Source organism: Saccharopolyspora halophila (genome assembly GCF_039531955.1).
Classification (GTDB): domain Bacteria; phylum Actinomycetota; class Actinomycetes; order Mycobacteriales; family Pseudonocardiaceae; genus Saccharopolyspora; species Saccharopolyspora halophila.
In genome coordinates this window covers 168,116-186,411 of record NZ_BAAARA010000002.1, presented here as the reverse complement: position 1 = coordinate 186,411, position 18,296 = coordinate 168,116, and the positions used below count along the sequence as shown (strand labels likewise).

Sequence of the window (18,296 nt, the reverse complement as noted above, 5' to 3'; positions counted from 1 at the left end):
GACGCGCCGAGTACTTCGCTGCTGTACGGGCTTTCGCCGCAGCGGGGCGATTCCTGCTGGCAATGCAACTCCTCGGATCGAGTTCGCCGACCACCTCCGGAAGCAACCGGCGCGCCCGGTGTACTTACGAGCACGCGCGGTCGACCGGAGTTCGGCGAACGGAAGCCTGGTATTGCAGTCGGTGCCCAGTTTGGGGTGCTGCGCGGCGTCGTAGTTCCGGACACGCAGTGTTCGACGTCGTTCGGACGAGTGAATTCGCCTGCCGGAACTTGACCAACGGCCGGTGTTACAGCTCAAGCGAGTGAAAAACCTATTCGCTCCAGCGCCCCTCGAGCGTTACACCTATTCGGTATGCAGTGAGTCATGTTGTCAACGCGCAGGGGCCCTATCTAGTGTGACGAGAGTCGTCATTCTCCGTGACAGAAAGGTCATTGTGGGTTACTGCGCGGCTGCCCTCCCGCTTTCCGGCGCCCGAGAGATCGCCCGCTCGGGTGAAATGTACGAACGGGGCTGGTCTGCCGACGTCTGCGCCCTCTCGGTGCCCAGAGCCCGTTCGGTGCGAGGGCGCGCGACGTGTACCGCGGCATCGTGACGGCCCGGGAGGCCCAGACCTCGCCGGCCCCGCAGGAGACGCCGCAGCACCGGTGTCCCGCGGACGAGGAGATCCCACCGCCGGGACTGTGGCAGAAGATCACCATCGCGGAGTCGAACGCGCTGCTCGCCGCGGGCGGCTACGGGCTGTGGGTGGAACGCGGTGCGGACGGCGCGTTGCGGCTCGCCGGGATCGGCAGCGGGCTGCCGCTAGGCGCCGCCCCCACCTGGGCTGACCTGTACCGGGCGCTGGTCCGGCTGCGCCGCACCCGGCGCAGCTTCGACGGGGCGTGGCTGCAGCGGCTGAGCGGCGCGGTGGGAGCCGACCTGGGCGAGCACCCGGACGGTTGTCACCGGGTGTCCGTCGACCGAATCGAACTGCTCGACGGCAGCGACCGGGAGCGCGCCCGCAGATCGCTGTCCGTGCTGACCGCGACCGGGCGCGGCGTGCCGTTCCCGGTCGAGCGGACCACCGTGGGACGGCGCAGCGGTGCGGTCGGGTTGCAGCGCGTCGAGTCCCGGGACAGCGCGATGCACCGGCTCGACCGCGCGGAGCTCCTGGCCGGTGTCGTGGAATCGGACCCGGACCTGCGGATGCACTGCGCGACGCAGTCCATCCCGGGCGCGGTGGTGGACACCGCGACCGGTGCGGCCGCGGTGCTGCGGACCGCCGAGCCCGCTCCCGCGCACCCGACGCATCCCGGCGGCACCATCGCCGCGGGGCTGAGCGCGCTGCTGCGCCCGGCCGACGGCGCGCCCGGGCTGCTGCGGGTCGTGCTGGACAACCGGTTCGAGCGGCACGAGGACGAGCTCGAGCACTTCCTGGAGCACTTCGTGCGGCCGTTGCTGCGGGTGTTCCGGATGGCCCTGGACGCCCACGACCTCGGGCTGCTCGCGCTGGACGAGGGCGGTTTCGCCTTCGAGCTGTCGCCGGAGCTGCAGGCCACCGGACGGGTCGTGATCACCGATCACGACCGGATCACCCGAGGACCCACCCGCGCCGAGGTGACCGCCGGGGTGCGGGCTCTGGTGAGCACGCTGGACAAGCTCGGCGACGGTTTCGCCGAGCTCCGGCCGGAGGACGGCAGGGCACGTGTCCGCGACGAGGTGGGCCGGGTGGTCACCGAGGAGCTGCGCTACCTCGCCCCGCACACCGCCGAGCTGCTCTCCGGCGAACAGCCGCTGCAGAACTACGCGCACACGGTGCCTGCCGCGCAGGACGCGGTGCTCAAATCGGTGCTGGAGAAGGTCCAGCTGGCCACCCGCAGGAGGCGGTTTCACCCGAGCGGGCCGGAACCGGCCGTGGTCATCGATGTCGATCTCTGCGGCCTGGTGCCGTTGCAGCGGATCATGGACGCGGCCCGCGCCATCTCCGGTCCCCGGGACGGGGCGCCGGACGGCATCCTGGAACTGGCCGGGCCCGGCACGCTGCCGGTGCTGCCGACCCACGCGCCCGGATCCTGGTGGGAGTTCGTGCGCCGCAGCGGCCTCGGCGAGCGCTACCCGGGAGTGGACTTCGAGCGGCTGCGCGGGGAGTTCCTGCGCGCCTTCCAATCCCGGCCGAGGGAGCAGTTGCCCACCGACCGGGTCAACGCCGGGCTGGGCCGGTTCGTCTGGGACGTGCGCGATGCCGGTGGCCGGGTGGTGTTCTGCACCGGACGGCGCGAGCGGTTCCGGGAGGTCACCGAGCAGGCCCTGGCCGATGCCGGGGTGCCGGACGCGACGCTGCTGTTCGCGCCGGAGGACGGCACGCGCCCGATCGCCGAGGCCAAGGCGGAGCAGCTGCGGCGGCTCGGGGTCGACGTGGTCGCGGTCTTCGACGACGAACTGGCCAACCGGCGAGCGGTCGCGGCCGAGTTCGAGGACGCGCTGCCGGTGGCGGTGGAGATCCCGGGGCTGGCCGCGGAACGTCCGGCCGAGACGTCGCCGGGCGATGACGCCGCGGTGGTCGCCACGTTCGAAACGCGGCCCCGATCGGGAAGTCTCGGCCCGCGCTTGTCCAACACGCACTCGCTCGAGGAGCTGCAGATCGGCGCGATGCGCCGAAACCCGTTGGCGCGCCGGTGGGCCGTGCACCTCACCGAGGAGCAGACCTGGTCCGTCGTGGACTCGATCCTGGGCGACGTGGACAGATCGGCCCGGCGGACCGGACGCGCGGCCGCGACCAAGTTCGGGTTGCACGACGATCGGCCCAGCGACACCGAGCGCGTGCTGGACGCGTTGCACCACGTGCTGACCCGCAAGCAGTTCATCAAGGGCTCGCGGGCGAACTACCAGCCCGCCGACCTGCGCCGCGACGCTGAGGCGGCGGTGCGGGCCGGGGAACCGATCGACGTGGTGCTGCTGGGATTCCCGGTCAAGCAGTGCCTGAACCGGCTCAAGGCGGCCGGTCCGCTGCCGGACTTGGCCGAGCTCGGGGCGATGGCGCGGCTGCGCGAGATGCACCGCGCCGTCGCGGCGGTGCACCCGCCGGGGCTGCGGTTCAACATCCTCACCGACGGCAGGCACTTCCGGACCCGGCCGGCCTCCATCACCGACGCCTACCAGCGAAAGCTCCGCGAGTACGTGGACATCGCGGGCATCGGCGACCGGACCGCGGTGCGGGAGATCGACGCGCTGGCCGAGCAGCGCTTCGGTCCGGGGCTCCCGGCCGAGCGCGCCAGGCGGGTCGCCGCGTACAGCAGGCTGCTCGCCGACCGGCTGCGGGACTACGACATCACCGACAACCCGCTGCGCACCCTGGAGCGGGTGCACGAGTGGACGCTGCGGGCGGACGAGTTCGCCCCGCAGGTCATCGGGTTGTTCCGGGAGATCTTCATGTCCCTGGTGTACTCGGTTCCGGTGACGGTCCCGCCGCGCACCGACCGGATGGAGTGGTCCCGCGCGGTCTACGCCGACATCTACAACCTCACCGATCCCGCCACCCGCGCCGAGGTCCGCCAGGCCCGCGCCGCGGCGCTGCGCCGCACCTGGCACATCGTCCTGCAGTACATGGCCACGATGCAGGTGGACGCCGAGTTCGACTACGAGGGCCTGATCCCGAACCGGATCCGGCTGACGCTGAGCGCGGTCCGCGAGGGCTGCCTCGGCTTCACCTACCTCGGCGGTTCCGGTGTCCTCCCCTGGCAGGGCACCGGGGTCCTGGACCCCAGGGGGCACGTCGCGGTGGACTTCGCGGTCTCGCTGCTGGACCAGGGCTTCGTCCCGGTCTACTCGCCGCTGCTCGGGCCGCGGCAGCCGTGGGCGATGGTGCCCGCGAGCCAGACCCACCTCCCGGAGCAGGACTCGCTACCGGCGCCCCGCGGCGGACCGGTTTCCTCCGGCGTGCGGTTGGACGAGGGGTTCGCGGCCAAGGCCCGCCTCCGGCGCAAGTGAGCGGTGCTCGAGACGTTGAAAGGCCCTGGGGCTCGGGTCGGGGAATTCGAGCTCCAGGGCCTTTCCAGCTCCGGGCCGTCCGGGGAAACGGTGCCGGAGTGGTTGGTGTCCGCGGGCCGGTACCGGTCGGGGGAGGGGAGTGCATCAGCACCGACCCGCGGAGCTTGCGTCCGCAGTGGCCGGTCGGGGGTCGACCACTGCGGAGCTTCCTATGAAGTTGTGGTTCGGGGTGGTGGCGGCCGATGCGCTCGGTCGGGGTCGGGGAAAACTCGGCCGAAATCATCGGCCGCCACCCAGGGCGGTAACTCGGCCTCCCGGCCGGGGGAGGAGCTGCTGCTTTCCGGGGCCGAGTCCGCCGGCCTACGGCACCAGCTCCGGGCGCAGCTCCTGCGCCGATAGCTGGTGCCGGGCGGGACTAGGTGCGAGTGCTCCCGCCACCAGGTGGTCGTAGGCGGACCGCCACACCGCGCAGGGTGCTGCTTGCGGACTCCGACGACCGGAGCACTCCGGGCAGTTGCCCTTCTCGTCGGCCTCGTGCGCGGTCAGGAGCGTCCGCCAGCCCTCGATGAGCCGGGGGATCTCGGTTCGTGCCACGGACAGCAGGGAGGCGGCATCTCCGCGGTTGGCGAGCTCGGAGAGAACATCGAGCCGCTCACGCACCGCGCTGCGCAACACCGTCCCCAGAATCGCGTCCATGAGAACTCCTCACCGTCACTTTCTGGCCTGCGCCGCGGCATCCCGCAGCGCCATCGCCAACTGACCGGCACCGCGCTTGCTCAGCTCCGCGGTGTGGTCAGGTTCTCCGACGAGAACGACCTTGTCCCGATTGACGAGCACGGTCAGGTCGCGATGCGCGTTGGCCACATCGCGGCAGTCGATGTGCCACCAGCGACGGCGATCGCCCGGCGCCGGCTCGGCCTGGCGGCCGAATCCGGGGCCGTGCCACCGGTTCTCCGTTGCTGGCGTGTCCACGTCGATTGCCCGTCCCATCCGTGCTCCGTTGTTTGCCGATGACTACATTGGGGCTTGCGGGGCGGGTTCGCCTAGATGGAGGGCGACGACCGGGCCAACGGCCGCGATAAGCGGTAACCGGACTTCACCGCAACCGATCACCTCTACCGATACGGGCTTCACCGGGTTGCCGTAGTGCGCTTACTCTGCGAGCAACGCCCGTTCAGAGCGTCAGGGGGTCTAAGTGAACAACATCGGATCTGGCGGCTCGCCCGTCGCTCCCGACGTCTGGAATGAGCGGGAGATGCGGGATGCGCTGGCCCGACGCAACGTCAGCGAGGTGTACCGGCACCTGCGCAAGCATGGTGTCTCGCAGCGGCAGATCGCTGCGTCGACCGGACAATCCCAGTCCGAGGTGTCGGAGATCCTCAAGGGCAGGCAGGTCATGGCCTATGACGTGCTGGCCCGAATAGCCGATGGGCTCTGCATCCCGCGGGGCTTCATGGGCCTCGCTTACGACGGGACGACCGAACTGCGCGTCAAGCAGTCGGACGACGTCCTGGAGGCTGAGGAGGACGAATCGGTGAAGCGGCGGAAGTTCCTGTCCCACGCCGCCGCGGTGACCATGGGTGCCGCGGTCTTCGGCGCCGAGGACAGCGCTTGGGCGCCGGCCAGCGCCCAGACGCCAGCCCCGTCCCGAATAGGCATGTCCGACGTCCAGCAGATCCAGGCGGCCACCAAGGCGCTGCGCGACCTGGACTACCGCTACGGCGGGGGCACGTGCCGGGACGCCGTCGTCGCCCAGCTGTCGTGGGCCCAGCAGCTGCTTGATTCGACCTCCAGCGAAGGGGTCCGCAAGCACCTGTTCATGGCCCTCGCCGACATGCACAGCCTGGCCGGCTGGACGTCCTTCGACGTGGGCCTGCTGGACCCGGCGCGCGGCCACTTCGGCCGGGCCCTGGAGTTCGCCAAGCAGGCCGACGACGACAGCCTGGTGGCCAGCGTGCTCTACCGGATGGGCCGGGTCTACCTGCACTACCAGGAGCCCAACGAGGCGTTGAAGCTCTTCCAGCTGGGGCAGATCGCTGCCCAGGAATCGGGTTCGGCGCTGACCGTGGCCGTGCTGTGCGCCAACGAGGCGTGGGCCTACGGGATGCTCAACAAGCCGGACCAGGTGCAGAAGATGGTGGGTCGTACCAGGGACGAGTTCGCCCGTGCCAACGTGCACGAGGCACCGGACTGGGTCCGCTTCTTCACCGAGAACGATCTGCACGGGATGATCGGTTCCGCGCACGACGCGCTGTCGGTGTTCGATCCGAAGAAGCACGCGTCGATCGCGGTCGCCGAGACCATCAAGTGCAACGAGGCCTACGGCGCGGACATGCAGCGAACCCACGTGTTCGGGCTGAGCCTGCAGGCCACCAACCACTTCCGCGCAGGCGACGTGCAGGAAGGACTCAAGGTCGGGCTCCGAGCACTCCAGTTCGGCGAGCGCGTCAAGTCCGCACGGGTCGCCGACCGGCTCAAGCCGCTCGAGCTGGAAGCGAGTAAGCACCGGGCGAATTCCGACGCCCGTGACCTCTTCGAGGAAGTCCGGAAGTTCCGTCAGGCGTGAGGTCGACCTTCGTCGACCGAGCCGGTGATTCCCGGTTTGAGAACATGAGCATGACGACATACCAGGTTCAACAGGGTCAGTGCATCCCGCCTGAGCTCGAACTGGCACTGACCGAGATCTGCGCATCCGTCGGCCTGAACCCGCGTGGTGCGCGGCTCCTTCGATTCATCAACAACGGCGTTTTCCTGCTCCGCGACGATCCGGTCATCGTCCGCGTGGTGCTCTCCCCGTCGTTCGCGCACCGCGCGCGCACGGCGGTGGAGGCCGCGCACTGGCTGGCGATGCACGGAGTCCCCGCGGTGCGCCTGCTTCCCGGCGTGGAACAGCCGGTCAACGTGGGTCCGCACTGCGCGACGCTCTGGCAGTTCGTCCCGGAGGACGGGCCCACCCCGGGCAGTGCCGATCTGGGCTCGCTGCTGCGGCAGATGCACGCCCAGCCGTTGTCGGACACCTTCCCCGAGTGGCGGCCGATGGCCGACATCCGGCGCAGGCTGGACGACGCGGTGGACCTCGACCCGGCAGACCACAGATTTCTCCAGCAACGTTGCGACTACCTGGAGCAACGGCTGGAGGAGCTGGAGTTCCCGTTGCCGCCCTCGATCATTCACGCGGACGCGCATCTGGGCAACGTGATCGGCGGCGCGGACGGCCCGCTGCTGTGCGACCTCGACTCGTTGTGCGTCGGGCAGCCGGAGTGGGACCTGACGCCGATCGCGGTCGGCAGCCTGCGGATGGGCTTCCCGTCGTCCTGGCACGAGGAACTGGCCGAGGCCTACGGCTTCGACATCACCTCGTGGGAGGGCTTCGGAGTCCTGCGCGAGCTGCGCGAACTCAAGATCACCACCGGAGTGCTGCCCATCGTGCACAGCAATCCGAGCGTCCGCGAGCAGCTGCAGTGGCGGTTGCGGACGATCCGGGAAGGCGATCTGGACACCCAGTGGGCCCCGTACAGCTGATTCGGGGGCTCCTGATCACACGCCCGCCGGGCGTCCCGCAGCTGAGGCCGGCACTGCCGCCGAACGGGCGATATTGGGGCCTTTTGCGGGAAATTCTGGTTATCCATGGTGACTTCGTTGGGTCTGGAGGGGTAGACCATACGAGCGAATCGGTGCACCGATCTGTGCTAGCGGATGGGCTTTCATGAGGATCGCTGACTTTCTGCCGGGCGCGCGGTCGCGTGCGCTGGTCTCGGCTCAGCTGCTCGACGAGGTCGTGGACTCCCAGCTGGCGACGATGCCGCTGCTGCCGCCGGAAAAGCGCGGGCGGCACGCGGACCACCTCGCCGGGTTGGTGTGGCTGGGGCAGTCCTACCGGCACTACGCCAGGGGCTGGATCTCGCGCCGGGAGCTGCAGCGACGTTGCAAGGCCACGATTCGCGCCCAGGAGACTCCCCGGGGGCCCGCGCCGGTGCAACTCGTCGACGGTGAATGACCGCTCGGCGACTTGCGCCGAACTCGGCGCCGGGAACGGGTTCCGGCCCGCGCGCATCGCGATTTCGCCGTTGTGAGCTGCGGTTTCGCTGATCGGTAGGGCCCGGGATCGGCCCGGGTGAAGTACCGCTGCGCATCGCGTTTCGCCGATGGTTCGCCCCTCCGCGAGGCCCACCAGGCTTTGAGGAGATGCGGTGAACGGTTCCGGCCTGCTGCCGGCCACCGCGCGCGAGATCATCGCGCGCGACCCCCTGCTTCCGCGGTACTGCCGGGTGGCGGGCTCGACGTCGAGCGGCGTCGAGCTGAGAAGTCTCCTCGTCGAGGACTTCGACGACGACGAACGGCCGCTGAAGCAGCTGCTGGCCTCCCGCCCGGACGGCTGGTCCGAGCCGGGCTACGTGCTGGAGTTCCTGATCCGGCCGGTGGTGATCACCGTGCGCGGGCTGCTCGCGCTGGACTGGCTGCCCGCCGGCGAGCTGCGGGTGCGTCCCCGCGACGGGATGGTCGTGCTGAGCGGTCTGGAACCGGCCGACCCGCACCGCTGCCCGCAGCTGATCGTCGAGCTGCACGAACTGCTGTCCAAGCTGATCGAGTCCGCGGGCGGCGAGCTCGACGACCTCGAGCGGGTGCTCGCCGAGGAGCTGTGCGACCTGTCCGACCGGCTGCTGAGCGCGCTGACCGGGCACCACCCCTGGCGGCCGTTCGTGCACGGCGTCCCCGAGCACCAGCAAGAACTGCTGCAGCGGGTGCTGCGGCTGATCCGGGACCGCGCCGCGGCGCGTCGCAAGGACCCCTCGATCCCGGTCCCGCTGGTCGCCCTGGACCTGGACTTCTGCGCGCTGCACCCGCGCGAGCGGGTGCGCGCGGCGCTGGAGGAGGTCTCGCGCAGGCACGGCGTCCTGGACTTCGCCTTCGACCTGTCGCTGTTGCCGGGCCTGTACGAGGCGGGCTGGCGCCCGTTCCTGGAACACCTCGGGCTGCCCGACGACGACCTCTACCCCGAGTTCCGCTCCGCGATCGGCTGGGAGCGGGACGATCTGCTGACCGACGAGCCCGCACCCGGTGTGCGCAGCTTCGTCCGCGACGTCGAGGACGCGGGCGGGCAGGTCGTGCTGGTGACCGGGCGCAGGCACCGGATGCGCGCGGCCACCTCGGAACTGCTCGCCAGGCACGGTCTCGGCCACCTGCCACTGCGCACCACCGAGGAGCGCTCGGACGTCGCGGCGCAGAAGGTCGCCGCGCTGCGGGAGATGCCGGGCGAGCCGATCGCCGCCTTCGACGACGAGGCGGACAACCTCGCGGCGTTGCGCGCGGGGTTCCCGGAGGCGCTGGTGGTGCCGGTCGCCGCCCCGGAGTTCACCGGGGTCGACGAGCCCGGTGCCATCGGCACCTTCGAGGTCCTGCCGCAGCCGATGCCGCTGGGACGCGGCCACGCGACGCGGCCGCAGCTGTCGCACGCGAGCTCGCCGGCCCGGCTGCGGGTCGGCGAGTTCAGCACGCGGCCGACCTGGTGGAGCAACGGCGTCCAGCTCACCGCCGAGCAGCGCGCCGCGATCGTCCGGGCGCTGCGCGGCAACGCGCTGGAGGCCGGCAGGCGGTTGGGCGAGCGGGTCCGCGACACCGGTGACGGTGGCGAGTCGGCGATCTGGCGGGTGCTGGTGGCCAAGCCGTTCGGCGCCTCCCGCCCGGCGTACCCGCCCGAGCACGCCGAGCGGGATCTCCGGCCGGTGGTGCGCGACGGGCTCCCGGTGCCGTTCGTGCTGCTCGGGCCGCCCACCAAGCAGGACGGTTCGCGGCTCAAGGCGCTCGGCGGCCGTCCCGACCTGGGCGAGCTGGCGATGCTCGTCCGGCTGCTGCAGCTCGACGCCGCGGTCCGCGTGGTGCACCCGCCGGGCATCCGGGTGACCGCGCTGGCCGATCCGAGCCACTTCCGCTATCGCTCGGCCGATCGCTACGGCGGCTACCACGCGGACTTCGAGCGGATGCTGGCCGAGACCGGGGCGGACGAGCTCGTGCGGGTGCGCAACATCGACGAGGCCGCCACCGAGGTGGGGTGCGAGCACCACCGGCGTCCCGAGCTGCTGGAGTTCCACCGCGACCGCTACGAGACGGCGCTGGCCGGTCTGGACGCGGGCGAGGACCCGTTCGCCGCGCTGGCCGCCGCCGATGAGCGGGATCCGGCGCTGCCCGGACAGCCGCGGTTCGTGGAGCTGTTCCGCTCGGTGCTGCACGCGGTCGACCTGCCGCATCCCGGCGGCGACCCGTTGGCCCACGCGCGGGGCGTCTACGCCGATCCCTTCGACCTGCGCGGCGAGCTGCGCGAACCGCGCCGGGAGCTGTTGCGGCAGACGTGGCGGGAGACGATCACCTACCTCGCCAACAAGCACGTCGACGCCGAGCTGGACTACTCGGCGCTGTGGCGCGGCAGCGTGCGGATGAGCCTGTCGTTGCGACCCGTTCCGGGCCGCCTGCGGTTCGTCCCGCTCGGTGGTGCGGCGGTGATGCCCTGGCACGGCACGGCCGCGCTGGGCGACAACCACGAGGTCTCGGTCGACTTCGCGGTCTCCCTGGTGCACCAGGGCTTCGTCCCGGTGTGGTCGCCCGCCGACGCGGGCACCGATGTCATCCAGCCGTGGTTCATGGCTCCGCCGCACGCCGTGCGCGGCCGGGAGCTGGACCCGGTCGTCTTCGAGCGCGTCCGGATCCGGAACAAGTAGGCGCGACGTGCTGCTGCGGGGACGTCCCGGCACCGAGTCCCGGGACGTCCCCGCGCAGGTCAGCTCTTCGGCTTGCCCAGCCGCAGCGCGAGCCCGAGCCCGAGGAGCACGAGCACCGCGGCTCCGGCGATCCAGGGCCACACCGGCATCCCGGAGGAGCCGGACTCCGACTGCTCCGGCGATGCGGTCGCCGAGGGCTGCTGCCCCGGCGTGCCGCTGCCCGCCGCGGTCAGCGTGAAGCCGACCTTCCCGGACACCGGGTGACCGTCGTTGGACAGCACGCGATAGCCCACGGTGTAGGAGCCCGCGGGTCCCAGATCGCGCACCGGCGCGATCACCGCGTTGCTCTCCACCCGCGCCGGTCCCGCGGTCCAGTGCCCGCCGTTCGGCCCGATCACGGTGACCGCGTTGTACTCGTCGCCCGCCTTGACCGGCTGGTCGAAGTTCAGGCGGACCTCCTTCGGCCCGGTCCGCACCTGCGCGCCGTCCGCGGGGTCGCTGCCGACGAGCACGTTGTGCGCGAGCGCGGGCGAAGCGGTGCCGATGAGCGCGACCAGCGCGAGCGCGCCCGCGGTGATCAGCCGCCTCATGAGTCGCTCCCGCCGGACCGGCGGCTGCGGGCGAGCGCTCCGGCGCCGACGCCGATGCCCAGGGCACCGACGAGCAGTCCGGCGCCGCCCAGGTACCGCGCGGTCTCGTCGGAGGCGTGCGCGGCTTCCTGTCCGCTGTGCTGGTCGGTCGGCTGCGTCGAGCCGCCGCCGTGGTGACCGCCCTCGGCGGGCACCAGCTGCAAGGTGGGCGCGGGGTGCTCGGGTTCCTCGCCGTTCGGCGGGGTCGGCTGGTCCCACTTCACGACCTCGCCGTTGTCGTAGGTCTGGGTGGTGGGCAGCTGCAGCTCGTCCGTCTTCTCCGGCAGCGCCCCGAGCGAGGCCTCGAACTCCTCGAACCGGTCGGGCGCGATGGCCTTGCCCGGCTGCGCGGTCCAGGTGATGCTGCGGACCGTCTCGGTGACCTCGGAGCCGGCGACCTCGGTCGGCGGGATCTGGACCTTCTCCAGCTCGGCGTGCCAGCCCGGCATCGGCTTCACGCGCACCGAGCTCAGCGGATACTGCTCCGGCAGGGTCACCTTGACCGAGACCGTGGAGGCGTTGTCCCGCTCGTTGGGAACCCGGAAGGCGATCTTCGCGTAGCCGCCCTGCTCTGCGGTTTCCGGATTAGCGCTGACGTGGGCGTGGGCGGGTGCGGCGCTCAGGGCCAGCAGGATCCCGCCTGCGGCCGCCCCCGCCGCGGAGCGGGCCACGAATCGCTTTGTCGACATAGTGCTTGAAATCTCCTGAAGATCTTGTTACTCACGCGCGTGTAGGCGTTCGAAGATTGAAATTCAACAGAACGGTGTTTGGTCGCACCGGAATGTTGTGGAATGGAGATTTCGGGGGTCCGCGCTGCGCGTGGATTCGCTGGTGAATCAGTTGCGCGAGGGTCCTGGCGATCGGTGCCGGAATGCAGACCGCGGGCGGCGGCGTCAGCACCGGCAGCGGGCCGGTCTTGCGCGGCAGGATGGCCCGGAGGAGACGTGCCACTACGAAGAGTGCGCGCTCCGCGTGGGTCATCACCAGTCCGGTGAAGAGCACCACTGCGACGTGTCCCAGCGCCATGGTCGGCGCCGGGAGATGCATGGCGTGCGCTCCGGCTGCCGGGTGGTTGCCCGACATGATCTCGAGGAAAGCGTGAAGTGCCAGTTGACTGGCACCCAGAGCCCCTAGAATGCCCAACGGCCCGCGCTGCCGATCGGCCAGCGCGATCCCGGAGCCGGCCAGCAGGAAGGTGACGAATGCGGTCATTCCGGCGGCGGGCACCGGGCCGCCTGCGGCGGTGTGCGCGGCTACCGAAAGTGATGCCGACGTGCAGGCCAAGCCGCCGCCGCGCAGGACGCGCAGTGCGCCTCGCGTGGGTGCTGGGCGGGCCGTCACGCAGAGCAGTCTAGGTGTCGGCTCGGCCACGATAACGGTGGGTGAGCTTGCCTTAGTCACCCATTTGGGTCACGGTTTACTGGTTGCAGCGGCCCGGACCTGGGAATCCGACGGATTCTTTCCGGTCCGTCGTAACTGACGACGGAGAGGAGGGGGCGTCGCCCAAAGTGACGCCGAAACCTGTGTCGACCGAAACTGAACAAAGCGGTGGCCCACCGGGTCACCAAATCGTAGAACCGAACGAAGCGGCCTTTCTGGATAAACCGCGCACCGACTGGATCGTGTTCGGCATCACCGCACTGATCATGTTCGGTGTGGTCGCCTGGGGTGGCTTGGGGACCGATTCGTTGAGCTCCGCCTCCGGCGCGGCGCTCGACTGGTTGCTCACCAACACCGGCTGGGGCTTCGTGCTCGCGGCCACCGGCTTCGTCATCTTCGCCCTGTACCTCGCCTTCAGCAGGTACGGCCGCATCCCGCTCGGACAGGACGACGAGGGACCCGAGTTCCGCACCGTGTCCTGGATCGCGATGATGTTCTCCGCCGGTATGGGCATCGGCCTGATGTTCTTCGGCGTCAGCGAGCCGCTGAGCCACTTCGTCTCCCCGCCCCCGGGCACCGTTCCCGGTGAGAGCGAGGCGGCGATCACGGTGGCCATGTCCACCTCGCTGTTCCACTGGACGCTGCACCCGTGGGCCATCTACGCGGTGGCCGGTCTGGCGATCGCGTACTCCAGCTTCCGGAGGGGACGCAAGCAGACCATCAGCGGCGTGTTCGTCCCGCTGATCGGCAAGCGCAACGCCGAGGGCCCGCTGGGCAAGCTGATCGACATCCTCGCGCTGTTCGCGACGCTGTTCGGCTCCGCGGCTTCGCTGGGCATCGGCACGCTGCAGATCCGCAGCGGTATGCAGGCCGCGGGCTGGCCGATCGGCGAGGCGGGCACCGACATCCTGGTGGCGATCATCGCCGTGCTGACGGTGTGCTTCATCGTCTCTGCCGTGTCCGGTGTCGCCCGGGGCATCCAGTGGCTGTCCAACATCAACATGGTGCTGGCCGCGCTGCTGGCGGTGTTCGTGTTCGTGCTGGGTCCGACGGTGTTCATCCTGGACCTGCTGCCGACCGCCATCGGCTCGTACATGAGCCAGTTCGGCGAGATGGCTTCGCGCGCCGGCGCCACCGGCGGCTCCGAGATGCAGTCCTGGCTCGCCAGCTGGACGATCTTCTACTGGGCCTGGTGGATCTCCTGGACGCCCTTCGTGGGCATGTTCATCGCCCGGATCAGCCGCGGCCGCACGATCCGCCAGTTCATCGGCGGCGTGCTGATGGTGCCCAGCGTGGTGAGCCTGGTCTGGTTCGCGATCTTCGGCGGTGCCGCCATCCACACCCAGAAGGGCGGCACGGACGTCTACGCGGGTGGTTCCGCGGAGGCGCAGACCTTCGCGCTGTTCGAGAACCTGCCGCTGCCGCTGGTCACCGCGGTGCTGGTGATGGTCCTGGTGGCGATCTTCTTCGTCTCGGGCGCGGACGCCGCCTCCATCGTGATGGGCGCGCTCTCCCAGCGCGGTGCCATCGAGCCCAGCCGCTGGGTGGTCATCTTCTGGGGTGCCGCCACCGGTGCCGTGGCCGCCGTGATGCTGGTCATCGGCGGTGGTAAGGACAAGGCGCTGGAGGGGATCCAGAACCTCACGTTCCTCGGCGCGCTGCCGTTCGCCATCGTGATGGTGCTGATGTGCGTCGCGATGCTGAAGGACTTGCGCACGGACCCGATGACGCTGCGCGATCAGAAGGGTGCCGAGGTTCTCGAGCAGGCGGTCATCGTCGGTACCGAGGAGCACGACGGTGAGTTCCAGCTGGTCACCACGCCCGCCGAGAACGAGGAGGCCGCGCCCGCCGAGAGCGACGTGGCCACGCCGCCGGCCGAGAACGACGAGGCCGGGATCGCCGCCGACGAGGGCGGTGGCGACGGATCAGCGGATGTCGCTGCGCAAGCTGACAAGAAAGAGTAACTAGTGAATCTCCTGGATTACGTCGTATCCAGGTGGCAGTCGTTGCTGGTGAACTCGTACCAGCACGTCAGCATGGTGGTGCAGTGCATCGTGCTGGCAACGATCGTCGGCGTTCTGGTCGGGGTTGCGGTCTACCGCAGCCCCGCTGGAGCGGCGATCGCCACCGCACTTTCCAGCGCGGTCCTGACAGTTCCTTCGTTCGCCCTGTTCGGCCTGCTCATCCCGGTTCTCGGGCTGGGTGTGGCGCCGTCGGTGGTGACCCTGGTGCTGTACGCGCTGCTGCCGATCGTGCGAAACACGATCGTAGGTCTGTCCACGGTCGATCAACCGATCCTGGACGCGGCGCGCGGTATCGGCATGAGCCGGTTCGGCGTGCTCACCCGCGTCGAGCTGCGCATGGCCTGGCCGGCCATTTTGGCCGGTATGCGGGTCAGCACCCAGATGCTGATGGGCATCGCGGCCATCGCCGCGTACGCCAAGGGACCCGGTCTCGGGAACCTGATCTTCAGCGGGCTGGGACAGCTGGGTGGCGCGAACGCGCTGAACATGGCGCTGGCGGGAACCGTGGGTGTGATCATCCTGGCGCTGCTGCTGGACGCCCTGTTCGTGCTGTTCGGCCGGTTGACGACTTCGAGGGGTATCCGTGGCTGACGAGGACAAGACCGGCCCGACCAACGGGCACGGCGTGGAAATCAAGCTGGAAGAGGTCTCCAAGCGCTACCCGGGCTCGAAGCAGGCCGCGGTGGAGTCGGTGACCATGACCATTCCCGCGGGCGAGACGGTCTGCCTGGTCGGCCCGTCCGGCAGCGGCAAGACCACCACCATGCGGATGATCAACCGCCTGATCGAGCCGACCAGCGGCAAGATCAGCATCGGTGGGCAGGACGTGCTCGGGCTCGACCCGGACAAGCTGCGCCGCGAGATCGGCTACTCGATCCAGCAGGCCGGCCTGTTCCCGCACATGACCGTCGGCGAGAACGTCGGCCTGGTGCCCGGACTGGTGGGCTGGGACAAGAAGCGCACCAGCGACCGGATCGACGAGATGCTCGAGCTGGTCAACCTGGAGCCGCACATCTACCGGAACCGCTACCCGCGGCAGCTCTCCGGTGGTCAGCAGCAGCGGGTCGGCGTGGCCCGCGCGCTGGCGGCCAACCCGCCGGTGCTGCTGATGGACGAGCCCTTCGGCGCGGTCGACCCGATCACCCGCGGTGTGCTGCAGGACGAGCTGATGCGCCTGCAGGAGGACCTGGGCAAGACGATCGTGTTCGTCACGCACGACTTCGACGAAGCGGTCAAGCTCGGCGACCGGATCGCCGTGCTGGGCGAGCGCTCGAAGATCCTGCAGTACGACACGCCGGACGCGATCCTTGCCAACCCGGCCGACGACACGGTGGCCGGGTTCGTCGGAGCCGGTGCCGCGCTCAAGCAGCTCACGCTTCGGCGCGTGCGCGAGATCGAGGTCGGCGAGGTGCCGACGGCCAAGGCCGACGACGCCCCGTCGGTGCTGGTGGAGAAGCTGGGCACCCGCCGCGGCGCGATCGGTTTGGTGCTCGACAAGCGAAACCGCCCGCTGCGCTGGGCCACCGCCCGCGAGGCCGGTTCGGTCTCCGATCTCTCCCGCGCCGGTCGCCCGGTGGAGGACTCGGTCTCGCCCGCCTCCACGCTGCAGGACGCCCTCGAAGCGATCCTCACCGATGACGACGGCGTCGCCGTGGTCACCGGCTCGCGGGGTCAGTACGAGGGCATCGTGGACATCGACACCGTGATGAACACGATCAAGAGCTTGCAGGAAGAGCACTCCGACGACACCGCCGACTCCGCCGGTGATGCCTCATGAGCAGCCAGTTCGCATCGGACTCCGGCTCCGGGGGAGCCGAGCGGCTGCGGATCCTGGTCCAGCCGCTGCTGGTGCTGGTGCTGGTCGTCTCCGTGCTGGTCTGGGCGTTCAGCCGGAACAACGACGAGGTCACGCTCCGCAGCCTGAACCTGCCCAACATCGCGCAGCTGACCTGGACGCACTTCCTGATCAGCCTCGCGGTCGCGCTGATCGTGGTGCTGGTGGCAGTGCCGCTGGGCGTGCTGCTCAGCCGCAGCTGGGCCGGCAAGATCGCGCCGTTGGTGATCGGGGTGGCCAACATCGGCCAGGCCGCGCCCGCAGTGGGTCTGCTGGTGCTGTTCTTCCTGTTCACCGGCGGCAAGACCGGTTTCTGGGTCGCGGCGGGACCGATCGCCTTCTACGCCCTGCTGCCGGTGCTGCGCAACACCATCGTCGGGTTGCAGCAGGTGGACCGGTCGCTGATCGACGCCGGTCGCGGCGTCGGGATGTCCGGCACCGGCGTGCTGCTGCGCATCGAGCTGCCGCTGGCGGTGCCCTACATCCTGGCCGGCTTGCGCACCGCGCTGGTGCTGGCGGTGGGCACCGCCACCCTCGCGCTGTTCGTCGGTGCCGGTGGTCTTGGCGAGCTCATCGACACCGGCTACAAGCTGAACGACTACACGGTCATGATCGTCGGCTCCGTCCTGGCGATGGCCCTCGCGCTGCTGGTCGACTGGCTGGGCGCGCTGGCCGAGACGTACCTGTCGCCGAGGGGGTTGCGATGAAGCTGCGCACGCGCAGGAACGCGGTGAAGGCGGCCTCGCTGGCGCTGGCTGGCACCCTCCTGGCCGGCTGCGGGCTGAGCTCCGGCAGCCCGGTGCCGCTCGAGGTGGCGCCGGGCGCGATCAAGCCGGTCCCGGAGCTGCAGGGCGAGACGTTCACGGTGGGCTCGAAGGCCTTCACCGAGCAGATCGTGCTCGGCTACATCGCCGAGTTCACCCTGGCGGCCGCCGGTGCCGACGTCCGCGACCTCACCTCGATCGTCGGGTCGTCGACGGCGCGCAACGCCCTGGTCAGCGACCAGATCGACGTGCTGTGGGACTACACGGGGACCTCCTGGATCGCCTACAACGGCAACGCGGAGCCGATCCCGGACGCCCAGCAGCAGTTCCAGGCGGTCAAGAAGCAGGACCTGCAGCGCAACGGCGTCGCCTGGACCGCGATCGACTACCAGGTGGACAACACCTACGCCTTCGCGGTCAACCGGCAAGCGGCCCAGCGGCTCGGCATCGACAAGGTGTCCGAGATCCCGAAGGTGCTCGCCGAGCGCCCGGAGGAGGGCACGTTCTGCGTCGAGACCGAGTTCGCCACGCGCAACGACGGTCTGCCCGGCGTGGAGGAGACCTACGGGTTCAAGGCCGATCCGTCCAAGGTCAAGGTCCTCAGCGACGGCTCGATCTACCAGGCGACCGCGGACGGCACCTGCACCTTCGGCGAGGTGTTCACCACCGACGGCCGGATCGAGGCGCTGGACCTGCACGTCCTGGAGGACGACAAGAAGTTCTTCCCCCGGTACAACATCGGTCTGACCACGCGGGACGAGCTGTTGAAGCGCTACCCGCAGCTGACCGGCATCTTCGAGAAGGTCTCGGCGAAGCTGGACAACCAGGACCTGATGCGGATGAACGCCCAGGTCGACGTGGACGGTCGCGACCCGGCCGACGTCGCCAGGGACTGGATGGCCGAGGAAGGCCTGGTGACGATTCCGGGCAAGTGACGTCCGGATCAGCCGTTCCGGCGCAGCGCCCCCGGTCTCGGCCGGGGGCGC

Annotated in this window: 15 protein-coding genes; 10 read left to right on the top strand and 5 right to left on the bottom strand. The window is 70.0% G+C overall.

Annotated elements, in window-relative coordinates; translation table 11 throughout:
* The first annotated feature begins 588 nt into the window (after nt 1-588).
* Nucleotides 589-3,966 (top strand): L-tyrosine/L-tryptophan isonitrile synthase family protein, encoded by a 3,378-nt coding sequence (locus tag ABD289_RS03755; RefSeq protein ID WP_344126523.1) that lies wholly within the window; start codon nt 589-591, stop codon nt 3,964-3,966.
* A 360-nt stretch (nt 3,967-4,326) separates the two neighbouring features.
* Here ABD289_RS03755 and ABD289_RS03750 read toward each other — a convergent pair whose 3' ends face one another.
* Both ABD289_RS03750 and ABD289_RS03745 read right to left on the bottom strand, forming a co-directional pair.
* Nucleotides 4,327-4,662 carry a hypothetical protein gene (locus ABD289_RS03750; RefSeq protein WP_344126520.1) on the bottom strand — a complete coding sequence of 112 codons (336 nt, stop codon included), beginning with the start codon at nt 4,660-4,662 and terminating at the stop codon, nt 4,327-4,329.
* Nucleotides 4,663-4,677: 15 nt separating this feature from the next.
* Nucleotides 4,678-4,956 carry a hypothetical protein gene (locus tag ABD289_RS03745; RefSeq protein WP_344126518.1) on the bottom strand — a complete coding sequence of 93 codons (279 nt, stop codon included), beginning with the start codon at nt 4,954-4,956 and terminating at the stop codon, nt 4,678-4,680.
* Nucleotides 4,957-5,221: 265 nt separating this feature from the next.
* On the opposite strand from ABD289_RS03745, the gene ABD289_RS03740 reads away from it, so the two are divergent.
* From ABD289_RS03740 to ABD289_RS03725, 4 genes are all read left to right on the top strand, one after another.
* Nucleotides 5,222-6,532, top strand: a complete 1,311-nt coding sequence (locus ABD289_RS03740) for a helix-turn-helix domain-containing protein (RefSeq protein ID WP_344126516.1) — start codon at nt 5,222-5,224, stop codon at nt 6,530-6,532.
* 44 nt (nt 6,533-6,576) lie between these two features.
* Nucleotides 6,577-7,488: a phosphotransferase family protein gene (locus tag ABD289_RS03735; RefSeq protein WP_425564549.1), complete on the top strand. Its 912-nt coding sequence runs from the start codon at nt 6,577-6,579 to the stop codon at nt 7,486-7,488.
* 184 nt (nt 7,489-7,672) lie between these two features.
* Nucleotides 7,673-7,963, top strand: coding sequence for a hypothetical protein (locus ABD289_RS03730; protein WP_344126514.1), 291 nt, complete (start codon nt 7,673-7,675; stop codon nt 7,961-7,963).
* A 193-nt stretch (nt 7,964-8,156) separates the two neighbouring features.
* Entirely contained in the window at nt 8,157-10,679 is a 2,523-nt protein-coding gene (locus ABD289_RS03725; RefSeq protein ID WP_344126512.1) for an L-tyrosine/L-tryptophan isonitrile synthase family protein, read from the top strand.
* Nucleotides 10,680-10,738: 59 nt separating this feature from the next.
* Here ABD289_RS03725 and ABD289_RS03720 read toward each other — a convergent pair whose 3' ends face one another.
* The 3 genes from ABD289_RS03720 to ABD289_RS03710 are packed head-to-tail and all read right to left on the bottom strand — an operon-like array spanning nt 10,739 to nt 12,649.
* Complete coding sequence (locus tag ABD289_RS03720) at nt 10,739-11,269, bottom strand: copper resistance CopC family protein (protein WP_344126510.1); 531 nt, start codon at nt 11,267-11,269, stop codon at nt 10,739-10,741.
* Nucleotides 11,266-11,997 (bottom strand): YcnI family copper-binding membrane protein, encoded by a 732-nt coding sequence (locus ABD289_RS03715; protein WP_344126508.1) that lies wholly within the window; start codon nt 11,995-11,997, stop codon nt 11,266-11,268. The genes ABD289_RS03720 and ABD289_RS03715 overlap by 4 nt, the downstream gene beginning before the upstream one ends.
* A 31-nt stretch (nt 11,998-12,028) precedes the next feature.
* A complete protein-coding gene (locus ABD289_RS03710; protein ID WP_344126506.1) occupies nt 12,029-12,649 on the bottom strand; it encodes a hypothetical protein in 621 nt (206 codons plus the stop codon).
* A 281-nt stretch (nt 12,650-12,930) separates the two neighbouring features.
* Between ABD289_RS03710 and ABD289_RS03705 the strand changes: the two genes are divergently transcribed.
* Genes ABD289_RS03705 through ABD289_RS03685 form a run of 5 tightly spaced genes read left to right on the top strand, consistent with a single transcriptional unit; the run spans nt 12,931 to nt 18,245 of the window.
* The gene (locus ABD289_RS03705) at nt 12,931-14,652 is read left to right on the top strand and encodes a BCCT family transporter (RefSeq protein ID WP_425564548.1); all 1,722 of its coding nucleotides are present in this window, start codon (nt 12,931-12,933) and stop codon (nt 14,650-14,652) included.
* A 3-nt stretch (nt 14,653-14,655) separates the two neighbouring features.
* Nucleotides 14,656-15,303: an ABC transporter permease gene (locus tag ABD289_RS03700; RefSeq protein ID WP_344126504.1), complete on the top strand. Its 648-nt coding sequence runs from the start codon at nt 14,656-14,658 to the stop codon at nt 15,301-15,303.
* Nucleotides 15,296-16,489, top strand: coding sequence for an ABC transporter ATP-binding protein (locus ABD289_RS03695; RefSeq protein ID WP_344126502.1), 1,194 nt, complete (start codon nt 15,296-15,298; stop codon nt 16,487-16,489). The genes ABD289_RS03700 and ABD289_RS03695 overlap by 8 nt, the downstream gene beginning before the upstream one ends.
* A complete protein-coding gene (locus ABD289_RS03690; RefSeq protein ID WP_344126500.1) occupies nt 16,486-17,253 on the top strand; it encodes an ABC transporter permease in 768 nt (255 codons plus the stop codon). Before ABD289_RS03695 ends, ABD289_RS03690 begins: the two co-directional genes overlap by 4 nt.
* Nucleotides 17,250-18,245 (top strand): glycine betaine ABC transporter substrate-binding protein, encoded by a 996-nt coding sequence (locus tag ABD289_RS03685; RefSeq protein WP_344126498.1) that lies wholly within the window; start codon nt 17,250-17,252, stop codon nt 18,243-18,245. Before ABD289_RS03690 ends, ABD289_RS03685 begins: the two co-directional genes overlap by 4 nt.
* Nucleotides 18,246-18,296: the final 51 nt, after the last annotated feature.